Annotated in this window: 13 protein-coding genes; 5 read left to right on the top strand and 8 right to left on the bottom strand. The window is 71.4% G+C overall.

Going from position 1 to position 17,210, the window contains the following annotated elements; translation table 11 throughout:
- Nucleotides 1-51: 51 nt before the first annotated feature.
- Nucleotides 52-1,923, bottom strand: a complete 1,872-nt coding sequence (locus CLV34_RS02370; protein WP_100348632.1) for an ABC transporter ATP-binding protein — start codon at nucleotides 1,921-1,923, stop codon at nucleotides 52-54.
- A gap of 47 nt (nucleotides 1,924-1,970) precedes the next feature.
- On the opposite strand from CLV34_RS02370, the gene CLV34_RS02375 reads away from it, so the two are divergent.
- Nucleotides 1,971-2,555 (top strand): PH domain-containing protein, encoded by a 585-nt coding sequence (locus CLV34_RS02375; protein ID WP_100348633.1) that lies wholly within the window; start codon nucleotides 1,971-1,973, stop codon nucleotides 2,553-2,555.
- 11 nt (nucleotides 2,556-2,566) lie between these two features.
- Here the strand turns inward: CLV34_RS02375 and CLV34_RS02380 are convergent, their stop codons facing one another.
- The 3 genes from CLV34_RS02380 to CLV34_RS02390 all read right to left on the bottom strand — a co-directional run bounded on the left by CLV34_RS02380 (nucleotide 2,567) and on the right by CLV34_RS02390 (nucleotide 7,244).
- Nucleotides 2,567-3,673 (bottom strand): ABC transporter permease, encoded by a 1,107-nt coding sequence (locus tag CLV34_RS02380; protein WP_100348634.1) that lies wholly within the window; start codon nucleotides 3,671-3,673, stop codon nucleotides 2,567-2,569.
- On the bottom strand, nucleotides 3,670-5,202 hold the full coding sequence (locus CLV34_RS02385) for an ABC transporter permease (RefSeq protein ID WP_100348635.1): 1,533 nt from the start codon (nucleotides 5,200-5,202) through the stop codon (nucleotides 3,670-3,672). The genes CLV34_RS02380 and CLV34_RS02385 overlap by 4 nt, the downstream gene beginning before the upstream one ends.
- Nucleotides 5,203-5,390: 188 nt before the next feature.
- Nucleotides 5,391-7,244 (bottom strand): ABC transporter family substrate-binding protein, encoded by a 1,854-nt coding sequence (locus CLV34_RS02390; RefSeq protein WP_100348636.1) that lies wholly within the window; start codon nucleotides 7,242-7,244, stop codon nucleotides 5,391-5,393.
- A 384-nt stretch (nucleotides 7,245-7,628) separates the two neighbouring features.
- Here CLV34_RS02390 and CLV34_RS02395 point away from each other — a divergent pair, with 384 nt between their 5' ends.
- Complete coding sequence (locus CLV34_RS02395) at nucleotides 7,629-9,296, top strand: bifunctional phosphatase PAP2/diacylglycerol kinase family protein (RefSeq protein WP_100348637.1); 1,668 nt, start codon at nucleotides 7,629-7,631, stop codon at nucleotides 9,294-9,296.
- 27 nt (nucleotides 9,297-9,323) lie between these two features.
- On the opposite strand, the gene CLV34_RS02400 is transcribed toward CLV34_RS02395, so the two are convergent.
- Both CLV34_RS02400 and CLV34_RS02405 read right to left on the bottom strand, forming a co-directional pair.
- Nucleotides 9,324-10,082: a class I SAM-dependent methyltransferase gene (locus tag CLV34_RS02400; protein WP_100348638.1), complete on the bottom strand. Its 759-nt coding sequence runs from the start codon at nucleotides 10,080-10,082 to the stop codon at nucleotides 9,324-9,326.
- A gap of 86 nt (nucleotides 10,083-10,168) precedes the next feature.
- Nucleotides 10,169-11,974, bottom strand: coding sequence for a BCCT family transporter (locus CLV34_RS02405; RefSeq protein WP_245858916.1), 1,806 nt, complete (start codon nucleotides 11,972-11,974; stop codon nucleotides 10,169-10,171).
- A 153-nt stretch (nucleotides 11,975-12,127) separates the two neighbouring features.
- Here CLV34_RS02405 and gad point away from each other — a divergent pair, with 153 nt between their 5' ends.
- Both gad and CLV34_RS02415 read left to right on the top strand, forming a co-directional pair.
- Entirely contained in the window at nucleotides 12,128-13,522 is a 1,395-nt protein-coding gene (gene gad, locus CLV34_RS02410; RefSeq protein WP_100348639.1) for a glutamate decarboxylase, read from the top strand.
- 46 nt (nucleotides 13,523-13,568) lie between these two features.
- Nucleotides 13,569-14,360: a YrhK family protein gene (locus CLV34_RS02415; protein WP_211289325.1), complete on the top strand. Its 792-nt coding sequence runs from the start codon at nucleotides 13,569-13,571 to the stop codon at nucleotides 14,358-14,360.
- A 30-nt stretch (nucleotides 14,361-14,390) separates the two neighbouring features.
- Here the strand turns inward: CLV34_RS02415 and CLV34_RS02420 are convergent, their stop codons facing one another.
- Entirely contained in the window at nucleotides 14,391-15,494 is a 1,104-nt protein-coding gene (locus CLV34_RS02420) for a DUF3592 domain-containing protein (protein ID WP_157803664.1), read from the bottom strand.
- A 107-nt stretch (nucleotides 15,495-15,601) separates the two neighbouring features.
- Entirely contained in the window at nucleotides 15,602-16,294 is a 693-nt protein-coding gene (locus CLV34_RS16250; RefSeq protein ID WP_157803665.1) for a TetR/AcrR family transcriptional regulator, read from the bottom strand.
- A gap of 106 nt (nucleotides 16,295-16,400) precedes the next feature.
- Between CLV34_RS16250 and CLV34_RS02430 the strand changes: the two genes are divergently transcribed.
- Nucleotides 16,401-17,201 carry an alpha/beta hydrolase gene (locus CLV34_RS02430; protein WP_100348641.1) on the top strand — a complete coding sequence of 267 codons (801 nt, stop codon included), beginning with the start codon at nucleotides 16,401-16,403 and terminating at the stop codon, nucleotides 17,199-17,201.
- The last annotated feature ends 9 nt before the right edge of the window (nucleotides 17,202-17,210 follow it).

Raw genomic sequence — 17,210 nt, forward strand, 5'->3', positions numbered from 1 at the left:
CGCCCGTTCAGGACCACCCGGACGCCGCCCACGGCGCCGCCACGACGTGCGTCAGATCGACTGACGCGTGTTGTCGACCTCGCTGATGCTGACGACCTCGACCTTGGACGCGTCGGCGGCGTGCAGCGCCTCGTCCCGCGCGAGGTCGGACGCCTGCGCGTCGAGCAGCGCGTCGCGGGCGACGCGGCGCTCGCGCTGCGCGTCGGGGTCGGGCACGGGCACGGCGGCGAGGAGCCGCTGCGTGTACGGGTCGCGAGGCGCGGTGACGACCTGCGCGGTCTCCCCCACCTCGACGAGCTTGCCGTGGTGCATGACCGCGATGCGGTCGGACAGCATCTCGACGACGGCGAGGTCGTGGCTGATGAACAGGCACGCGAACCCGTGCTCACGCTGCAGGTCCTTGAACAGCTCGAGCACGGTGGCCTGCACCGACACATCGAGCGCGGACGTCGGCTCGTCGGCGACGAGCAGCTTGGGCTCGAGCGCGAGCGAGCGGGCGATGCCGACGCGCTGACGCTGACCGCCCGAGAGCTCGTGCGGGTAACGGTTGCGCATGGCGCGCGGCAGCTGGACCTGGTCGAGCAGGCGCTCGACCTCGCGCTGCATGGCCGCGCCCTTGACGCCCCGGTGCAGCAGGAGCGGCTCGGCGATCGACTCACCGATGGGCAGGCGCGGGTTGAGCGACGACCCCGGGTCCTGGAACACGATGCCGACCTCGGTGCGCAGCGGCTTGAGGTCGCGCGGCCTGGCGCCGACCATGTTGCGGCCCACGATGGTGAGCTGGCCGCCCGTGACGGGCAGCAGGCCGACGACGGCACGGCCGATGGTGGTCTTGCCCGAGCCGGACTCGCCGACGAGGCCGACGACCTCGCCCGCGTGGATGGTCAGGCTGACCTCGTTGACGGCGCGGAACGCCGGCGTGCGGCGACGCCCGGGGTACTCGATGACCATGTCGACGGCCTCGAGGACCACGACGCGGTCGTCCTGCGGCGCGGCCGCGGGCTCGTCGGCGGGGGCCTGGACGCCGTCGACGACCTCGGCCACCACGACGTCGGGCACCCCGGGGGCGATCACGTCGTCACCCGTGGAGCGGCCCAGGTGCGGGACGGACGCGAGGAGCCGCTGCGTGTACGGGTGCTGCGGGTCGGCGAAGATCTGGTGCACGTCGCCCTGCTCGACGACCACGCCGTCCTTCATGACGAGGATGCGGTCCGCCATGTCGGCCACCACGCCCATGTCGTGCGTGATGAGGACGATGCCCGAGTTGATGCGGCTGCGCAGGTCCCGCATCAGCTTGAGGATCTCGGCCTGGACGGTCACGTCGAGCGCGGTGGTCGGCTCGTCCGCGATGAGCAGGCGCGGGTCGCACGCGAGGGACTGCGCGATCATGGCGCGCTGACGCTGGCCGCCGGAGAGCTGGTGCGGGTAGGCGTCGAAGCGGGTCTCGGGATCGGGGATCTCGACGAGGCGGAGCAGCTCGATGGCGCGGTCCTTGGCCTCGGCCGGGCCGATCTCGAAGTGCGTCCGGAGGGTCTCGACGATCTGGAAGCCGATGGTGAAGACGGGGTTGAGCGCCGTCATCGGCTCCTGGAAGATGACCGCCATCTCCTTTCCGCGGATGCGCCGCAGCTTGCTCGTCGGCATGCCGATGAGCTCGCGGTCACCCAGCTTGGCGCTGCCCGACGCGCGCCCGTTGGGCGGGAGCAGGCCCATGAGCGCCATGGACGACTGCGTCTTGCCGGACCCGGACTCGCCCACGATCGCGAGCACCTCGCCCGGGCGCACCGAGTAGCTGACGCCCGTGGCCGCGGGGTACCACTCGCCGTCCACGTAGAAGTCGACGCCGAGGTCGGTGACGGTGAGGACGGGGGCGTCGGCGTCCGGGGTCTCGGGTGCCGGGGTGGTGTCGATGTCCACGCTCATCAGTGTCCTTCCTGCGCCGGGGTGCCCGGCTCTGCGAACATCGGGGCATGAACCCCGAACGTCACTTCTCGTCGCCGTCCGGCCGTGTGCTCACGGTCGCGGCTGCGCTCGTCGCGCTGGTCGTGCTCGTCGGCGTGGCCGCGGACGGGGGCGTGCACGCCCTCGCGCACGTCGGCGCGATCCCGGTGCTGGCCGCCGCCGTCGTGTGGGCCCTGTACTGGCGCCCCGAGGTGGTGGTGTCGGACGGCGGTGTGACCGTCGCGAACCCGCTGCGCACCACGCACGTTCCGTGGCCGACCTTCGTGGGAGTGGACACCCGCTGGTCGCTCGTGGTCCGCACCACCGACGGTGAGGTGACGGCCTGGGCCGCCCCCCGTGCGTCGGGCACGGCACGTCGGGTGGGACGACGACCCGGTGCCGAAGAGCGCACCGTGCGCGGCGCGAGCGCCGAGACGGTGGCTCTCGAGATCACCGGCCGTCATGCGACGCTCGCTGCCGCGGGTCACCTCGAGGGCGCCCACGAGATCGCTGCGGCGCACGGCATGCGTCCGGCACGACGCTGGGACGTGCCCGTGGTGTCGACGCTGGGTGCGCTCGCCGTGCTGGCGGTGCTGGGACTCGCGCTCGCCTGACCAGCGGGGCGTCATGCGGGTCCCGTCCCGCCCGCGGGCGAGGTGCCGGGCGAGGTCGACGGCGTCGGCACGGCCCGCTGGGCGCGCTTCGCCTTCTCCATCTTGCGGACCGACGGGATGCGCTTCTGGCGCGGGTCGAAGGCGTCGCGCAGGCCGTCACCGATGAAGTTGACGGTGAGCGCAAGGATGACGATGAACACGCCGGGCCACCAGAACAGCCAGGGCCGCGTGTTGAACGACGACTGGTAGTTGCTGATGAGCAGGCCGAGCGACACGTCGGGCGACTGGACGCCGAAGCCGAGGTACGAGAGCGCGGTCTCGAGCAGCACCGCAGAGCTCATGAGCAGCGTGGTGCTGACGATGATCACGCCGATCGCGTTCGGCAGGATGTGCTTGAAGATGATGCGCGTGTTGCTGGCCCCGGCCACGCGCGCGGCGTCGACGAACTCGCGCTCGCGCAGGCTGAGGAACTCACCGCGCACGAGCCGCGCGAGACTGGTCCACAGGACCGCACCGAGCGCGACCGCGAAGATCCACGGGTCGAGGTGGCCCGTCATCTTGCCGATGACCGCGCCGATGACGATGGTCGGCACCGTGATGACGAGGTCGGTGAACCGCATGAGCGCCGTGTCGGTCCGGCCGCGGAAGAAGCCCGAGAGCGCACCGATCAGCACGCCGAGGAGGCACGAGACGATGCCGATCGCGAACATCACCATGAGCGACGTCTGGGTGCCCTTCATGACGTTCGCGAACACGTCGCGGCCGATCTCGTCCTGGCCGAGCGGGTGGTCGCCGATGTGGAACCCGGCGCCACCCAGCCACGAGGGCATGGTCATGGTGGGCGCGCCGCCGGGACGCTCGACGTCGCCCGGGCTGCCGTCCCACTTCCACCAACCGGGGATCGGCCCGAGCCCGACCGACGTGATGGCGAGGACGATGACCGCGATCAGCGCGACCAGGCCGGCCATGGCGCCCTTGTGCCGGAAGAACCGGCGGCGCACGATCTGGCTCTGCGAGAGCCCCGCGACGTCCTTGAGCTCGATCTCGTTCTCTGCGTGCTCCGAGAAAGCCTCGTCGGGCAGGTTCTCGGGGTTCTGGGGGTTCGTGGGGGTGCTCATGCGTCCAACCGGATCCGGGGGTCGACCGCCGCGTAGATGAGGTCCGCGACGATGTTGGCGATGATGGCGAGGGCTGCGGTGACCAGCAGGTAGGCCATCACGGGGTTGATCTCCGCGCCCTGGAGGGACTGCACGAAGAGCTGGCCCATGCCGGGCCGCGCGAAGACCGCCTCGGTGATGACCGCACCGCCGATGAGGGTGATGACGTCGATCGGGACGATCGTCGCCAGCGGGATGAGCGTGTTGCGGAAGCCGTGGCGGACCACGACGACGCGCTCCGGGAGCCCCTTGGCCCGCGCGGTGCGGATGTAGTCCTGGCTCATCACCTCGAGCATGCTCGAGCGCGAGTAGCGCGTGTACGCCGCGAACGCCACGAGGATCAGGGTGATCGACGGGAGCACCAGGTGCGTCAGCGCGTCCAGCACCGTCACCCAGTAGTTGCCGCCGAGGTCGGGCGTGCTGTCGCCGAACGTCGGGATGGGTCGCCCGCCCAGCGCCCGGAAGTACGGGGGCCACACCCGCATGATCTCGTTGACGTAGATCATGGCGGACACGATGAGCGCAGTGAAGCCCGCACAGCGGGCCGAGAGGCCCCAGTCCGGGCCGCCGAACAACCGCCCGATCACCACGCCCACCACGACCGCCAGCAGGCCGAAGCCGGCGGCGACCCAGTTGTTCATGGACCCCGACGAGGTGAGGTTCGAGAACACCGTGTGCATCGGGTAGTACAGGACCGCCCCGACGACGACGGTGGTCAGCGCGGCGTACAGCGCGCGGCGGTTGTGCAGGCCGGCGAAGATCGCGACGATCGCGAACGCCGACCCGGCGCCGAGCAGCACCACGAGCAGCAGGCTGATCTGCGGCTCGAGCCACCAGTCCGAGAGCTGCAGGTAGGCGAACAACGCGAACGTCGCAGCGAAGGCCAGCCCGAGCGTCTGCAGCCGGCGCTGCCTGGTCCCGCCGATCGCGAGCATCCAGAGCACCCCGAAGATCACCGAGATGACCGCGATGGTGGGCCACGCGATCGTGGGGTCCTTGAGGAAGTCGTTGAAGCCGATCGCACCCCACTGCTTGAGCAGCACCGCGATCCAGAAGGACGGCAGCGAGTAGAGGAGGAACGACAGGAAGATGATGAGGTAGTCGAACGACGAGTACTGGCGCAGCGCGCTCACGATGCCGACGGCGACGCCGAGCACGAGGGCCAGGAAGGTCGCGGCGGTCACGAGCTGCAGCGTGGAGCCGATGGCGTGCGCGAGAAGGTCGGACACAGGCTGCTTGCTGCGCCAGGCGATGCCGAGATCGCCGTGGAGGACGCCGCCGAACCATCGGAAGAACCGGATCACGACGTTGGTGTGCAGGTCCAGCTGCTGGATCCGCAGGGCGATGAGCTGCTGCTTGTTGGCCGCCGTGGACTCACGGAGGTCGGCGAGCGGATCGATCGCCCTGTTGACGAGCAGGTACATCAAGAACATCGACACGAAGAGTGTGACGACGCCGGCGACGAGCCGGCGGACGAGGAACGTGAGCACGGGAGTGGACCTCACAGGTGAGCCGAAGCACCGGGGTGCTGCGCGGGACGAACGGCGTTGGGCGAACCGAGCAACCGACGGTGCGAGAGTAGACGACCTGACCGGAGGGCGCCGGGCGAGTGCCCGACGCCCTCCGGTGCAGCGCTGGTGAGAGCGAGAGCTCTCAGGTCAGCTGGCTGCCGGCCAGATCAGCTGGCGGCCGGTGCCGTGCCGCCCTTCCACTCCCAGAAGTCGTAGAAGACGGTGGGAGCAATGGTCAGGTGCTGCACGTTCGAGATCTTCTCCGGGTTCCAGGAGAACACGCCCGGGAACTGGAAGATCGTGGTGCCGAACGCGTCGTCGACGAGCAGCTTCTCGACCTGCGCGAGGATGTCCGCCTGCTTGGCGGGGTCGGTGGCCACCTGGAGCTGGTCGAACAGAGTGTCGACCTGCTTGTTCGAGTAGCCGTAGTAGTTGTTCGCCCCACCGGTGCGGTAGTTGGCGTCCGACTCCGTCACGGCCGTCGACTGCGACTGCCAGCCGAAGAGGGCCGCGTCGTAGTACGTCGTCGCGTTGGAGAGGTCGGTGCCCCAGTCCGTCTGGACCTTGTAGGGCTCGACGTCGAAGCCGGCCTTCTTCGCCGACGCGGCGATGAGCTGGTACTCGTTGACGCGGCGGGTGTTCTCCGGGTCGAACAGCAGGCGGACCTTGACGGCCTTGGTCACGCCGGCGTCCTTGAGGAGCGACTTCGCGCCGTCGATGTCGAGCGCCTGCTGGTCGGCCATGCCGTTGCCACCCGACACCTGGTCGTAGGACGGCGAGCCCGGGGTGACCGTGTACGAGTTGCGCACCGCGGCCTGCGGGTTGAGCGGCTTGATGAGCTGGTCGACGATCTGCTCGCGCGGGATCGACTTGAGGAAGGCCTGGCGGACCTTGAGCGCCTTGTCGGCGTCGCCACCGTAGGACTTGGGGTCGAACGGACCGCCGTTGCCCTGCTGGAGGTCGACGTGCTCGTACGTGGCCTCGTCACCCGTCTCGGTGGTGAGGTTCGAGGTCTTCTTGAGCGCCTCGAGCACGTCCGCGGTCGACTGCGGGTTGATGACGTCGACCTCGCCGTTCTGGAGCGCCTGGACCTGACCCATCGGGTCACCGTTCCAGCGGATCGTCACGGTCGGGATCGTGGCCTTGCGGTCGCCCGTGTACTTGTCGTTCGCGACCAGGGTGACGTACTGGTCCTTCACGAACTTCGAGATCTTGTACGCGCCGTTGGCGACGTAGAGGTTGTCGTCCGACGGCAGCGACGTGTAGTTGAAGTCGTCGCTCCACGACTTGGCGATCTTGGACAGCGCGTCCTTGTCGTCGTCCTGGACGGCCTTGACCAGCTGGTCGGTCGCCTGCTGCGGGTCGGTCACGCCGAGTGCGCGCTCCGCGACCACGTGCGCCGGCAGGAAGGTCGAGAAGTTGACCTCCCAGTCCGCGAACGGCTTGGAGTAGGTGAACGTGATCGAGTTGCCGTCGATCTCCGGGACGTCCTTGATGAGGGCCTTGCCCGGGTCGGCACCGTCGAAGTAGACGCCCTTGTTCAGCGCGCCCTGGTTCGTCGTGTTGCCCTCTTCGTCGGTCTTCTTCTCGACGGTGTTGTACTTGCCGCTCTGCGCGGCCCACTCGAGGAGGAGGTCCGCGGGGCTGGCCTTCACGCCGTCCGACCACTGGTTGTCGTCGGCGAAGGTGTACTTGACCTTGAGCGGGTCGTCAGAGACCTTCTCGTAGGAGCCGAAGGACGTGTCGTGCACGATCTTCAGGTCCTTGTCGTAGTAGTAGAAGCTCGAGTCGGTCAGGTACAGGACGACGTTGTTCGCCGTCGCGTTACCGGTGATCGAGTTGCCGTTGTACGAGTAGAACGGCTGGTTCCACGCGATGTTCACCGACGCGTTGGTGTTGATGCCGGCGTTGTCGCTGTCGTCACTCTTGTTGTCGCCGCTCGAGCTCGAGCAGGCCGACAGGGCGAGCGCGCCTGCGGCGACGACGGCTGCGGCTGCCGCAGCCTTGCGTGTGATCCTCAATGTTCCTCCTGGGAAGTGGTGACGCCATGTCGCTGTGCATCGAGGAGACCGGTCGGGTCCCCGGTCGCGGAGCAGCTACGAGCGTCGCCGAGAGATTGCGGCCACGTTAGGACACTCAGTCCTGGACAAAACGGACCGGCGCCCTCGTTCGGATCGATCGTTACCCGATTGATACTGGTGAGTAGCATTGCCGACACGCACCGCACGCATTCCCGACATCTCGGGGTTATGTCGCGTCCCGTACGGCCCGACGGCCACCATGCTGGCCCTCCGACGGGCCGTCCGCACCTCCAAGCTCCCAGCAGGTGCACGGCACGGACCAGGGCTTTCGTGATAACAGGGGCTGCCGCGCGCCCTCCACCCGACGGCCGTAGCGTCGATGCCGTGTCGCACCTCCAGCGCCGCCTCCGGCACCTGAGCCAGACCGTGGACCGCCGCGGGCGCACCGCCCCCTGGTCGCTCCACCGCCTCTCCCCCGCCGTCCGCCGGCTCGACGCGGCCGTCTCCGCCCGCACCGACGCCCTCCGGCTCGGCGGAGGCGCCGACACCGCCCTCCGCGGCCTGAGCCGGGCCGCCGACCACTCCGTCCTCTGGGCGGGCGCCGCGACGACCCTCGCCGCCACCGGTGCCCGGGGCCGCCGGGCCGCCGTCCGCGGCGTCGTCACGCTCCTCGGCGCGAGCGCCGTCTCGAACCTCGTCGCGAAACCCCTCCTGGGTGGCGCACGCCCCGCGTCGTCGGGACGCGACACCCTGCGGCGCCTGTCGTCGCCACCCTCGTCCGGGTCGTTCCCGTCGGGCCACAGCGCGTCCGCCACCGCGTTCGTGCTGGGCGTCGCGACCGAGTGGCCGCTCGCGGGCGCGGCCCTCGCTCCCGTGGCCGCCGCCGTGGCGTACTCACGCCTGCACGTCGGGGTGCACTGGTTCTCCGACGTGATCGGCGGGATCGCGATCGGGGCCGGCGCGGCCGCCCTGGGACGGGTCGTCGTGCCACCCCGGCCCCGGCGCCACGACCTGCCGCCGCCCGGTCCTCCCGTCCACCTGCCCGCGCTGCCTGACGGCGACGGTCTCGTGGTGGTCGTCAATCCCTCGTCGGGAGCCCAGAAGGGTGGCGGCGACCGTTTCGACGACGCACTGCGCGCCGCGCTCCCCCGCGTCCGGGTCCGCACGCTCGCGCCGCACGACGACGTCACCCGCGTCGTCGCCGACGCCGTCGCCGCCGGGGCGCGGGCCGTGGGCGTCGTGGGCGGCGACGGGACGGTCGGAACGGTCGCCGCGGCCGCCCGCGCGCACGACGTGCCGCTCGTCGTCCTGCCCGGGGGCACCCTCAACCACTTCGCCCGCTCGCTCCACCTCGACGACGACGAGACCGACCCCGTCGAGGCCGTCGCGACAGCCGTGCGCGCCGGCACCGGGGTCGCGGTCGACGTCGCCGAGCTCGAGGTCGGCGAGGGGGACGCCCGCGAGCGCCGGACCGTGCTCAACACGTTCGCGCTCGGCGCCTACCCGGCGCTCGTCGCGCGCCGCGAGCAGCTCGAGGGCCGGCTCGGCAAGTGGGCGGCCGCCCTCGTCGCCGCCGGCTCCGTGCTGCCCGGCGCGGACACGCTCCCCGTGCGGACGCTGCCCGACGACCCCGGCGGCACGGGCGGGTCGGCCCGGCACGACGTGTGGTCGGTGTTCGCCGGGATCGGCCGCTACGCGCCCCGCGGGCCGGTTCCGGTCGAGCGGCGGCGCCTCGACGACGGCGTGCTCGACGTGCGGTCCGTGCTCGCGGAACGTCGGCACAGCCGCAGCAGGACGCTCGTCCGGACGGCGCTCGGCACGGTCGGGTCGCGTGTCGCCGCGAGCGTGCCGCGCGCCCGGTCGTGGCTCGCCACGGACGCGCGTGAGGTCGAGCGCCTGCGGCTGGCGGTGCTCGACGGGACGCTGGTCGCGCACGACGGCGAGACCGTGGAGGCACGCGGGAACGGGGAGGTGCCGGTGACGCTGACGCTGCGCCGAGGGGCGCTGCACGTCTACGTCCCCGTCGACGCGGACCGCTCCGGGCAGCGCTGACGCCGCTGAGCTCCTGCGCCTCTCCCGTCAGGGACGCAGCGCGACCACGATCAGCTCGCCGTCGCCCGCGCCGACCGGCTGCCCCGCCCAGCCGCCCACCACCGAGCGCACGACGAACCCGGCCGCCGTCACGTCGTCCCGGAGCCGCTGCTCCGACCGGAACGCCAGGTCTCCCGTCTCGACCGTGTGCGTCCCGTCAGGCAGCAGCGTGTGGTCGGTCAGGTGCACGACCGCGACGTGGTCCGCACCGTCCGTCGCCGGCTCCGTGCCGGTGACCTCGTACCAGCCCTCGACGACGGTGCCGTCGGGCAGCGTGAGCGACGAGCGTGACGCGTCAGGGGTCCACCGCTCCCACGCGCCCGCCGCGGGGTCGCGCGAGTCGAACGTCAGCAGCCCGCCCGACACGAGCGCGCGGTGCACGTCGGCGAGCGTGGCACGCCACTCGCCGTCGTCCGCGATGGCCTGCACGACGTGCGCCGTCATGATCACGACGTCGAACCGGAGGTCCGGTCCGAGCGCCTCCGACGTGCCCTCGACCCATCGCACGAGGTCCCCGCCGGGCTTGCGGCGGGCGGCCTCGAGGGCCTCGCCGTCCGGGTCGACGCCCGTGACCTCGAACCCGGTGCGCGCGAGCTCGGTCGTCAGGCGGCCGGTGCCGCAGCCGAGGTCGAGCACACGGATGCCGGGACCCTCGGCGGCGCGCGCCAGGAAGTAGTCGTCGTCGGGCGCCCAGACGTTCACCGCGTCGTAGACGGCGGCGCGCAGGTCGGCTGACGTCTCGCTCATCTCCCCACGGTAGGTGCGGGGGTCGGCGGACGTCGTGGGGAAATCGCCGTCGTCTCGCGGTCCGGTCGGACGTCACGACCGGGGTGTCAGCCGTCGGACGGCGGCTCTCCCGCGGTGTCGGACGGCTTGACGCCCCGAGCGCGGCCCCGCACCCTGCGCGAGCGCGTCGGCGCCGCGATGGCGGCGCCGACCCCGAAGTACTCGTTCCAGCGGCGGTCCATCTGGGCGGCGACCCGCTCGGTGACGTGGGTGGCGAGCCGCTCCCGGACCAGGTCGCGCTCGAGCCGGACGATGGCCGCGTGCTCGTCGCGGAAGGCGCGCACGGTCGCGACGAGCATCCCGATCATGATGATCGAGAAGGGCAGGGCGATGAGGATCGCCGCGGTCTGGAGCGCGGACAGACCGCCCGCGAGGAGCAGCGCGGCGGCGACGAGGCCCTGCAGGATCGCCCAGAAGACCCTGCTCCACAGCGGCGGGTCGGGCTCCCCGCCGGACGCCAGCATGTCGACGACGAGCGACCCGGAGTCGGACGACGTCACGAAGAAGGTCGCGACCAGCAGGATCGCCATGCCCACCCACACGGACCCGGCCGGAAGCTTGCCGACGACGTCGAACAGCGCCGTGTCGGTGTCGACGACCCCGTCGGAGCCCACGATCGGGTCGCCCGAGAAGATCTGGCGGTGCAGGGCGCTGCCCCCGAACACGGCGAACCACAGGAGCGTCACGACGGTCGGGACGAGCAGCGTGCCGGCGACGAACTCGCGGACCGTGCGTCCCTTGGAGATGCGCGCGATGAACACGCCCACGAACGGCGCCCACGAGATCCACCAGCCCCAGTAGAACGTCGTCCACGACGCCTGCCACTGGGCCCCCGCCTCGCCCTGGAACGCCGTCGTGTCGAACGTCAGGCGCAGCACGTTCGACAGGTAGTACCCGATGGACTGGACGAAGTTCTGCAGCAGGAAGAGTGTCGGGCCGAGGATCAGCACGACGATCATGAGGATCGCCGCGGCCCCCATGTTGCCGTTCGACAGCCACTTGATGCCCTTGCCGAGCCCCGACGCGACCGACAGCGTCGCGATGCCCGTGATGAATGCGATGAGGACCATCTGCAGCCCGGTGCTGTTGTGCGCGACGCCCGTGTAGTCCAGGCCGGCGCCGATCTGCAGCACCCCGAATCCGAGGGAGGTCGCGACGCCGAAGACCGTCCCGACGATCGCGACGATGTCGATGACGTCGCCGGTCCGACCCTTGACCCGGTCGCCCAGCAGCGGCTCGAGCGCCCACCGGATGGATACCGGCCGGCCCTTGCGGTGGATCGCGTACGTCAGCGCGAGCCCCACGACCACGTAGATCGCCCACGCGTGGATGCCCCAGTGCAGGTAGCTCTGCGCGATCGCGTACTTCGCGAGCGTCGCGTCGCTGCCCTCGACCCCCGGCTCCGGGTGGATGTACAGGCTGAGCGGCTCCGCGACCCCCCAGTACACGAGCCCGATGCCCATGCCCGTCGCGAACAGCATCGCGAACCAGACCGGCGCGGAGAACTCCGGCTCGTCGTCGTCCCGGCCCAGCACGATGTCGCCGTACCGGCTCACGCCCATCCAGATCGCGAAGACCACGAACACGGCCACGAGAAGGATGTAGTACCAGCCGAACCACGCCGACACGTCGCGCTGCAGCGTCGCCATGGCATCGCTCACCGCGTCCGTGAACACCAGCGTGACCACCACGAACAGCAGGATCACCGCCGCCGCTGGCCAGAAGATGCGGCGGCGTGCGTTCGGGGTCAGGCCCTCGTCCTGAGCCGGTGCCGGTGCCGGTGCGGGCGTGACGTCGGCGTGCGGATCGGGGGCGGACCCGTCCTCGCCTGCGGTTCCTTGCGCGTCCTGCACGGGGCCTCCCGGGCTCAAGCGTCGCCGCACGGTGCTGTCGGCAGCCGTGCCGACCCTCTCCCACGATGCCAAAGGCTGCCGGGAGCACAACCGGAAGCCGAGCCGGTTCCGCCACGGCGCGCTCGTTCGAGCGGCCCGACCTACAGTCGGACCATGGCCCTGCACCGGTCCGACCTCGACGAGATCGAGCGCCTGCTCGTCTCCCCCGTGTTCAGCCGCCCCGGCGAGACGAGCCCGACCGCGAAGGACGAGCTGCCGCACCTCGGCCGCGACCCGCACGTCGTGTACCGGCTGATCCACGACGAGCTCATGCTCGACGGCAACGCCCGCCAGAACCTCGCGACGTTCGTCACGACGTTCATGGACGAGCACGCGGACCGTCTCTTCGCGGAGACGCTCGACAAGAACATGATCGACAAGGACGAGTACCCGCAGACGGCCGCCATCGAGGGTCGCTGCGTCACGATCCTGTCGAACCTGTGGCACTCGCCCGGCCACGAGACCGCGACCGGGACCTCGACGACGGGGTCCAGCGAGGCCGTGATGCTCGGAGGCCTCGCGCTCAAGTGGCGGTGGCGGCAGCGGCAGGAGGCCGCCGGCAAGCCCGTCGACCGGCCCAACCTCGTGATGAGCTGCACCGTGCAGGTCGTGTGGGAGAAGTTCTGCCGGTACTGGGACGTCGAGCCGCGGTACGCGCCGGTCGAGGAGGGGCGGCTCGACCTCGACGCCGAGCAGACGCTCAAGCTCGTCGACGAGAACACGATCGGCGTCGTCGCGATCCTCGGGTCGACGTACGACGGCTCGTACGAGCCCGTGCAGGAGATCGCGGCGGCGCTCGACGAGCTCGCCGCGTCCGGGGGCCCGGACATCCCCGTGCACGTCGACGCGGCGTCCGGCGGCTTCGTCGCCCCGTTCATCGACCCCGACCTCGAGTGGGACTTCCGCGTGCCGCGCGTCCGCTCGATCAACGCGTCCGGGCACAAGTACGGCCTGGTGTACCCGGGCGTCGGGTGGATCCTGTGGCGCACCCCCGAGGACCTGCCGGAAGACCTCGTCTTCCACGTCAACTACCTGGGCGGCGACATGCCGACGTTCGCCCTGAACTTCTCGCGCCCGGGCTCGCAGGTCGTGGGCCAGTACTACAACTTCCTGCGCCTCGGGTTCGAGGGGTACCGCGAGATCCAGCAGGCGTGCCGGGACAACGCCCGGTACCTCGCCGACGAGGTCGCGGCGACGGGGCCGTACGAGCTGCTGTCGGACGGGTCCGCGCTGCCCGTGTTCTTCTTCCGGCTCCGCGCCGACGTCACCAACTACACCGTCTTCGACGTGTCGGCGAAGCTGCGCGAGCGCGGCTGGCAGGTCCCCGCGTACACGCTCCCCGCGCCGCTCGACGACGTCGCCGGGCTGCGCGTCGTCGTCCGGAACGGGTTCGGGCGCGACCTCGCCGACATGCTGCTCGACGACCTGCGCCGCGCGACCGAGTACTTCGAGGACCTCGCGCACCCCCTCCCGCCCGACCCGTCGCACACGAGCTCGTTCGCGCACTGAGCGCGACAGCTGCTGAGCGCGCGAGCTCCGGCCGCTGAGCCCCGAGGTGACCCGCCACCTGCCGCTCGTGCTGCGCGGTGTCGTGCCCCCCGACGCGACGGACGTCCGCTGGCACGGGCCGCGCCCGTTCGTCACACGCTGCACGTTCGTCACGGCGGACGGCGAGCACGTCGAGTGGGGCGTCCGCGAGCGGCGCCGCGGCCAGGGCGGCGGACGCGGCCTGACGTGGTGGATCGGGCTGCTGTTCGTCGTCGGCTCGGCGTGCTTCGTGGTCGGTCCCACGCCGGGGTACGCCCGGCTCGTCGGCGTCACCGCGACCGGCGTGACGTTCTTCGTCGGCTCGCTCTTCTTCACGACGGCCGCGTACCTGTCGTACTGGCAGGTGATCCGTCCCGAGGGGCACAGGCTGCTCGGCTGGGAGCCCCGCGTCATGGGCTTCTGGGCGACCGCGGTCCAGCTCGTCGGGACCCTCTGCTTCAACGTGACGACGTTCGCGGCGCTGCTCGACCTGCCCGTCGACGCCGCCGCGCGCTGGGTGTGGCGTCCCGACGCCCTCGGCTCGGTGTGCTTCCTCGTCGCGTCGTACGTCGCGTTCGCGGAGGCCGGGCACCGGTGGCTCTCGTGGCGGCCCGGGCACCGCGACTGGCACATCACCGCGCTCAACCTGTGGGGCTCGGTGTTCTTCGCCGTGTCGGCCGTCGGCGCCTACGTGCTCCCGGACGGCGCGACCCTCGCCGTCGGGTGGGCGAACGGCGGGACGTTCCTCGGGGCCGGGTGCTTCCTCGTCGCGGCAGCGCTCACGATGCGGGAGGCACGCGACGTTCCGACGGCGACCTGACGCCGAACCCGCCCGAGCCCTCCCGGTCCCTCAGTGGGACGCGAGCGTGATCACCAGCGCGAGGACGACCGCGAGGAACGCGACACCGAGACCGATCCCCGCCGCGATCAGGCCGCCCGTGGCGTTCGCGTCGAGGGCGCTCGACCAGCCCGAGCCGGCGAGCACGGAGTCGACCCAGCGCGGCACGTCGCGCGAGGAGAACGTCACGTCCACCTGGCGGCCGACCGTACCGTCCGACCCCACCCCGATGTCGACGCGTCGCTGCGCGGACCACACCCGTCCCTGCACCACGCGGCCCGACGCGCTCAGCGCACCCACGCCGGCGCCCCACTCGACCTCGTGGAGCGTGTCCCGCCGGGCGTACCTGCCCGGGTGCTTCGGCTCGAGACGACACACGAGCGTCTCCGTCAGACCGTGCGCGCGCAGCAGCGTGAACCAGCGGGCGTCCGCGACGTCGTACGTCACGTCGACGCCGCCGTCCGGCAGCGGCGTCACGGCGAACGGCGCGTCCGCACCCGCCCGGGCCAGGTGCGCGACGACCTGCTCCCACGGCCACGGCACGGGCAGCAGGGCGGGGTCCACGGCCGCCGCTGTCGGTGTCGCCGTCGGTGCCGGTGCGGGCGCGGGGAGGTCGGCCTTCGCCGAGGCGCGCCGCGCCGCCAGCGAGCGCCGCCGGACGGTCACGACGAGCGCCGTCGTGAGCAGCCCGGTGGCCAGCACGAGGAGGCCCGACCCGATGAGCAGGAAGATCCGCTCGGTCGTGGGGTCCGTCGTCGTGACCGTCACGGCCTTCTCGGGATGGCCCGGTGGGAAGGCGAGCTCGACCGAGGCGCCCTGGTGGAGGTTGCCCGACGTGACCCCCTGGAGCGGGCGGTGGGTGAGGGCACGTCCGTCGACGTCGAAGTCCACCCAGTAGTTCCGCTGGGTGGTGCGCTGCGTCCCCGAGCCGTTGGTGGTGACGCGGACGTCCGTGATGGTCGCCGTGGCGCGTGCCGTGTAGGCCGAGTAGTCCTTCTGGGACGTCACGACGAAGATCGTCCCGATGACCGCCACGACCAGCCCCACCGCGAGGAGGGCGATCGACACCACTCGCGACGTGGGCGTGCTGCTGCTGAGACGGACGGTCGTGGGCACGGAAGAGCTCCCGGGTGGGTCAGGAGGACGGGATCGACGACGGGCGCGTCGGCGGCGCGGACCGGTCGTCGGACCGGGACCCTTGCACAGATCGTTGCCCGAAGACATCACGATCCGGAGTCTGGGACGTCGTCGTCCTGTCGGGCGGGCGGCAGGCCCGCGTCGACCAGCAGGTCCCAGGACGCGAGGAAGTCCTCGCCGAGGCGCCCGTTCGCGTCGAGCGCGCCGGACACGACTGCACCGGTGCGCAGCATCATGAGCTGTTGCGCGGCGGCGCGCGGGTCGCGGTGGTCCACCTGTCGCAGCAGCTCTTCGAGGCGGCCGGTGACCCACTCCCGGATCTCCCCCGCCTTGACCCGCGCGGCGTGCGACCCGGTGAACTCCGCCGACGCGTTGATGAACGGGCAGCCTCGGCTCGTGCCGGCGAAGTCGTCGCGTGTGAGGACGGCGGCGAGCTCGGTCAGGGCGCCGCGCGGGTCGTCCCTGTACGCCTCGACGATGGCGTCGACCTGGGCGTGGTCGTGCTCGGCACGACGGTCGAGGTAGGCGGCGACGAGGTCGTCCTTCGACGGGAAGTGCCGGTAGAGCGTCACACGCGTGACTCCCGCCTCCGCGACGACGCGCTGGATGCCGACGGCGTGGATGCCCTCGTCGTAGAAGAGCCGGTCGGCGGTGCGCAGGATGCGTTCGCGGGCCGCGGACGGGCGGTCGGGCGCGGACGCCCGCGGGTCGACGGACGTCTCCGAGGCGACGTCGGCTGCTGCAGGTTCGTCGGTCGTGGCGCTGCTCCTCGATGTCACCCGGCGCAGGCGTTGCCGGGCTGGGGGTGTGGCCCTAGTGTAGGCCACGGTAGGTAGAACGATCGGTATACCAGTCGCCCAGACGCCACGCCCCGGAGGAAGACCGATGACCGCCTCGCACGCCCCCGTCCTGTTCATCCACGGCCTCTGGCTCCACGCGACGTCGTGGGACGCCTGGGTCGAACGTTTCGCCGCCGCAGGGTACGAGGCGTCCGCGCCCGGGTGGCCGGGCGACCACGACACCGTCGGAGCGTCGCGCGAGCACGCCGACGACATCGCCGACCACGGCATCGACGACGTCGTCGAGCACTATGCGAGGGTGATCCGCGACCTCCCGGTCCGCCCGATCCTCGTCGGGCACTCGTTCGGCGGCATGATCGCGCAGCGCCTGCTCGGCGAGGACCTGGCCGTCGCGGCGGTCGCGATCGACGCGGCGCAGATCAAGGGCGTCCTCCCCCTCCCCTTGTCGGCGCTCAAGGCCACCCTGCCCGTGTTCAAGAACCCGGCGAACCGGCACCGCGCCGTGTCCCTGACCGCCGAGCAGTTCCGGTTCGCGTTCGGCAGCGCGATCCCCGAGGAGGAGTCGGACGCGCTCTTCGAACGATGGGCGATCCCGGCGCCCGGCAAGCCGCTCTTCGAGGCCGCGGCCGCGAACTTCAACCCGCACTCCGCCGCCAAGGTCGACACCGCCAACGCGGGCCGCGGCCCCCTGCTGCTGATCGCCGGCGGCCAGGACAACACCGTCCCCGAGGTCGTCACGCGGGCGACCCTCAAGCAGTACCGCCACAGCGACGCCACGACCGACTTCCTCGACTTTCCCGACCGTGCCCACTCGCTGACCATCGACCACGGCTGGGGCGACGTCGCCGACGCGAGCCTCGCGTGGCTCGGCGAGCAGGGACTGTGACGGGGGCGA

The organism is Luteimicrobium subarcticum (genome assembly GCF_002798015.1).
Lineage (GTDB): Bacteria > Actinomycetota > Actinomycetes > Actinomycetales > Cellulomonadaceae > Luteimicrobium > Luteimicrobium subarcticum.

Bases quoted from the DNA above. Each gene is read 5' to 3' on its own strand.
- CLV34_RS02370 (WP_100348632.1), bottom strand. From the start codon at position 1,923: ATGAGCGTGGACATCGACACCACCCCGGCACCCGAGACCCCGGACGCC.
- CLV34_RS02375 (WP_100348633.1), top strand. From the start codon at position 1,971: ATGAACCCCGAACGTCACTTCTCGTCGCCGTCCGGCCGTGTGCTCACG.
- CLV34_RS02380 (WP_100348634.1), bottom strand. From the start codon at position 3,673: ATGAGCACCCCCACGAACCCCCAGAACCCCGAGAACCTGCCCGACGAG.
- CLV34_RS02400 (WP_100348638.1), bottom strand. From the start codon at position 10,082: ATGAGCGAGACGTCAGCCGACCTGCGCGCCGCCGTCTACGACGCGGTG.
- gad (WP_100348639.1), top strand. From the start codon at position 12,128: ATGGCCCTGCACCGGTCCGACCTCGACGAGATCGAGCGCCTGCTCGTC.
- CLV34_RS02430 (WP_100348641.1), top strand. From the start codon at position 16,401: ATGACCGCCTCGCACGCCCCCGTCCTGTTCATCCACGGCCTCTGGCTC.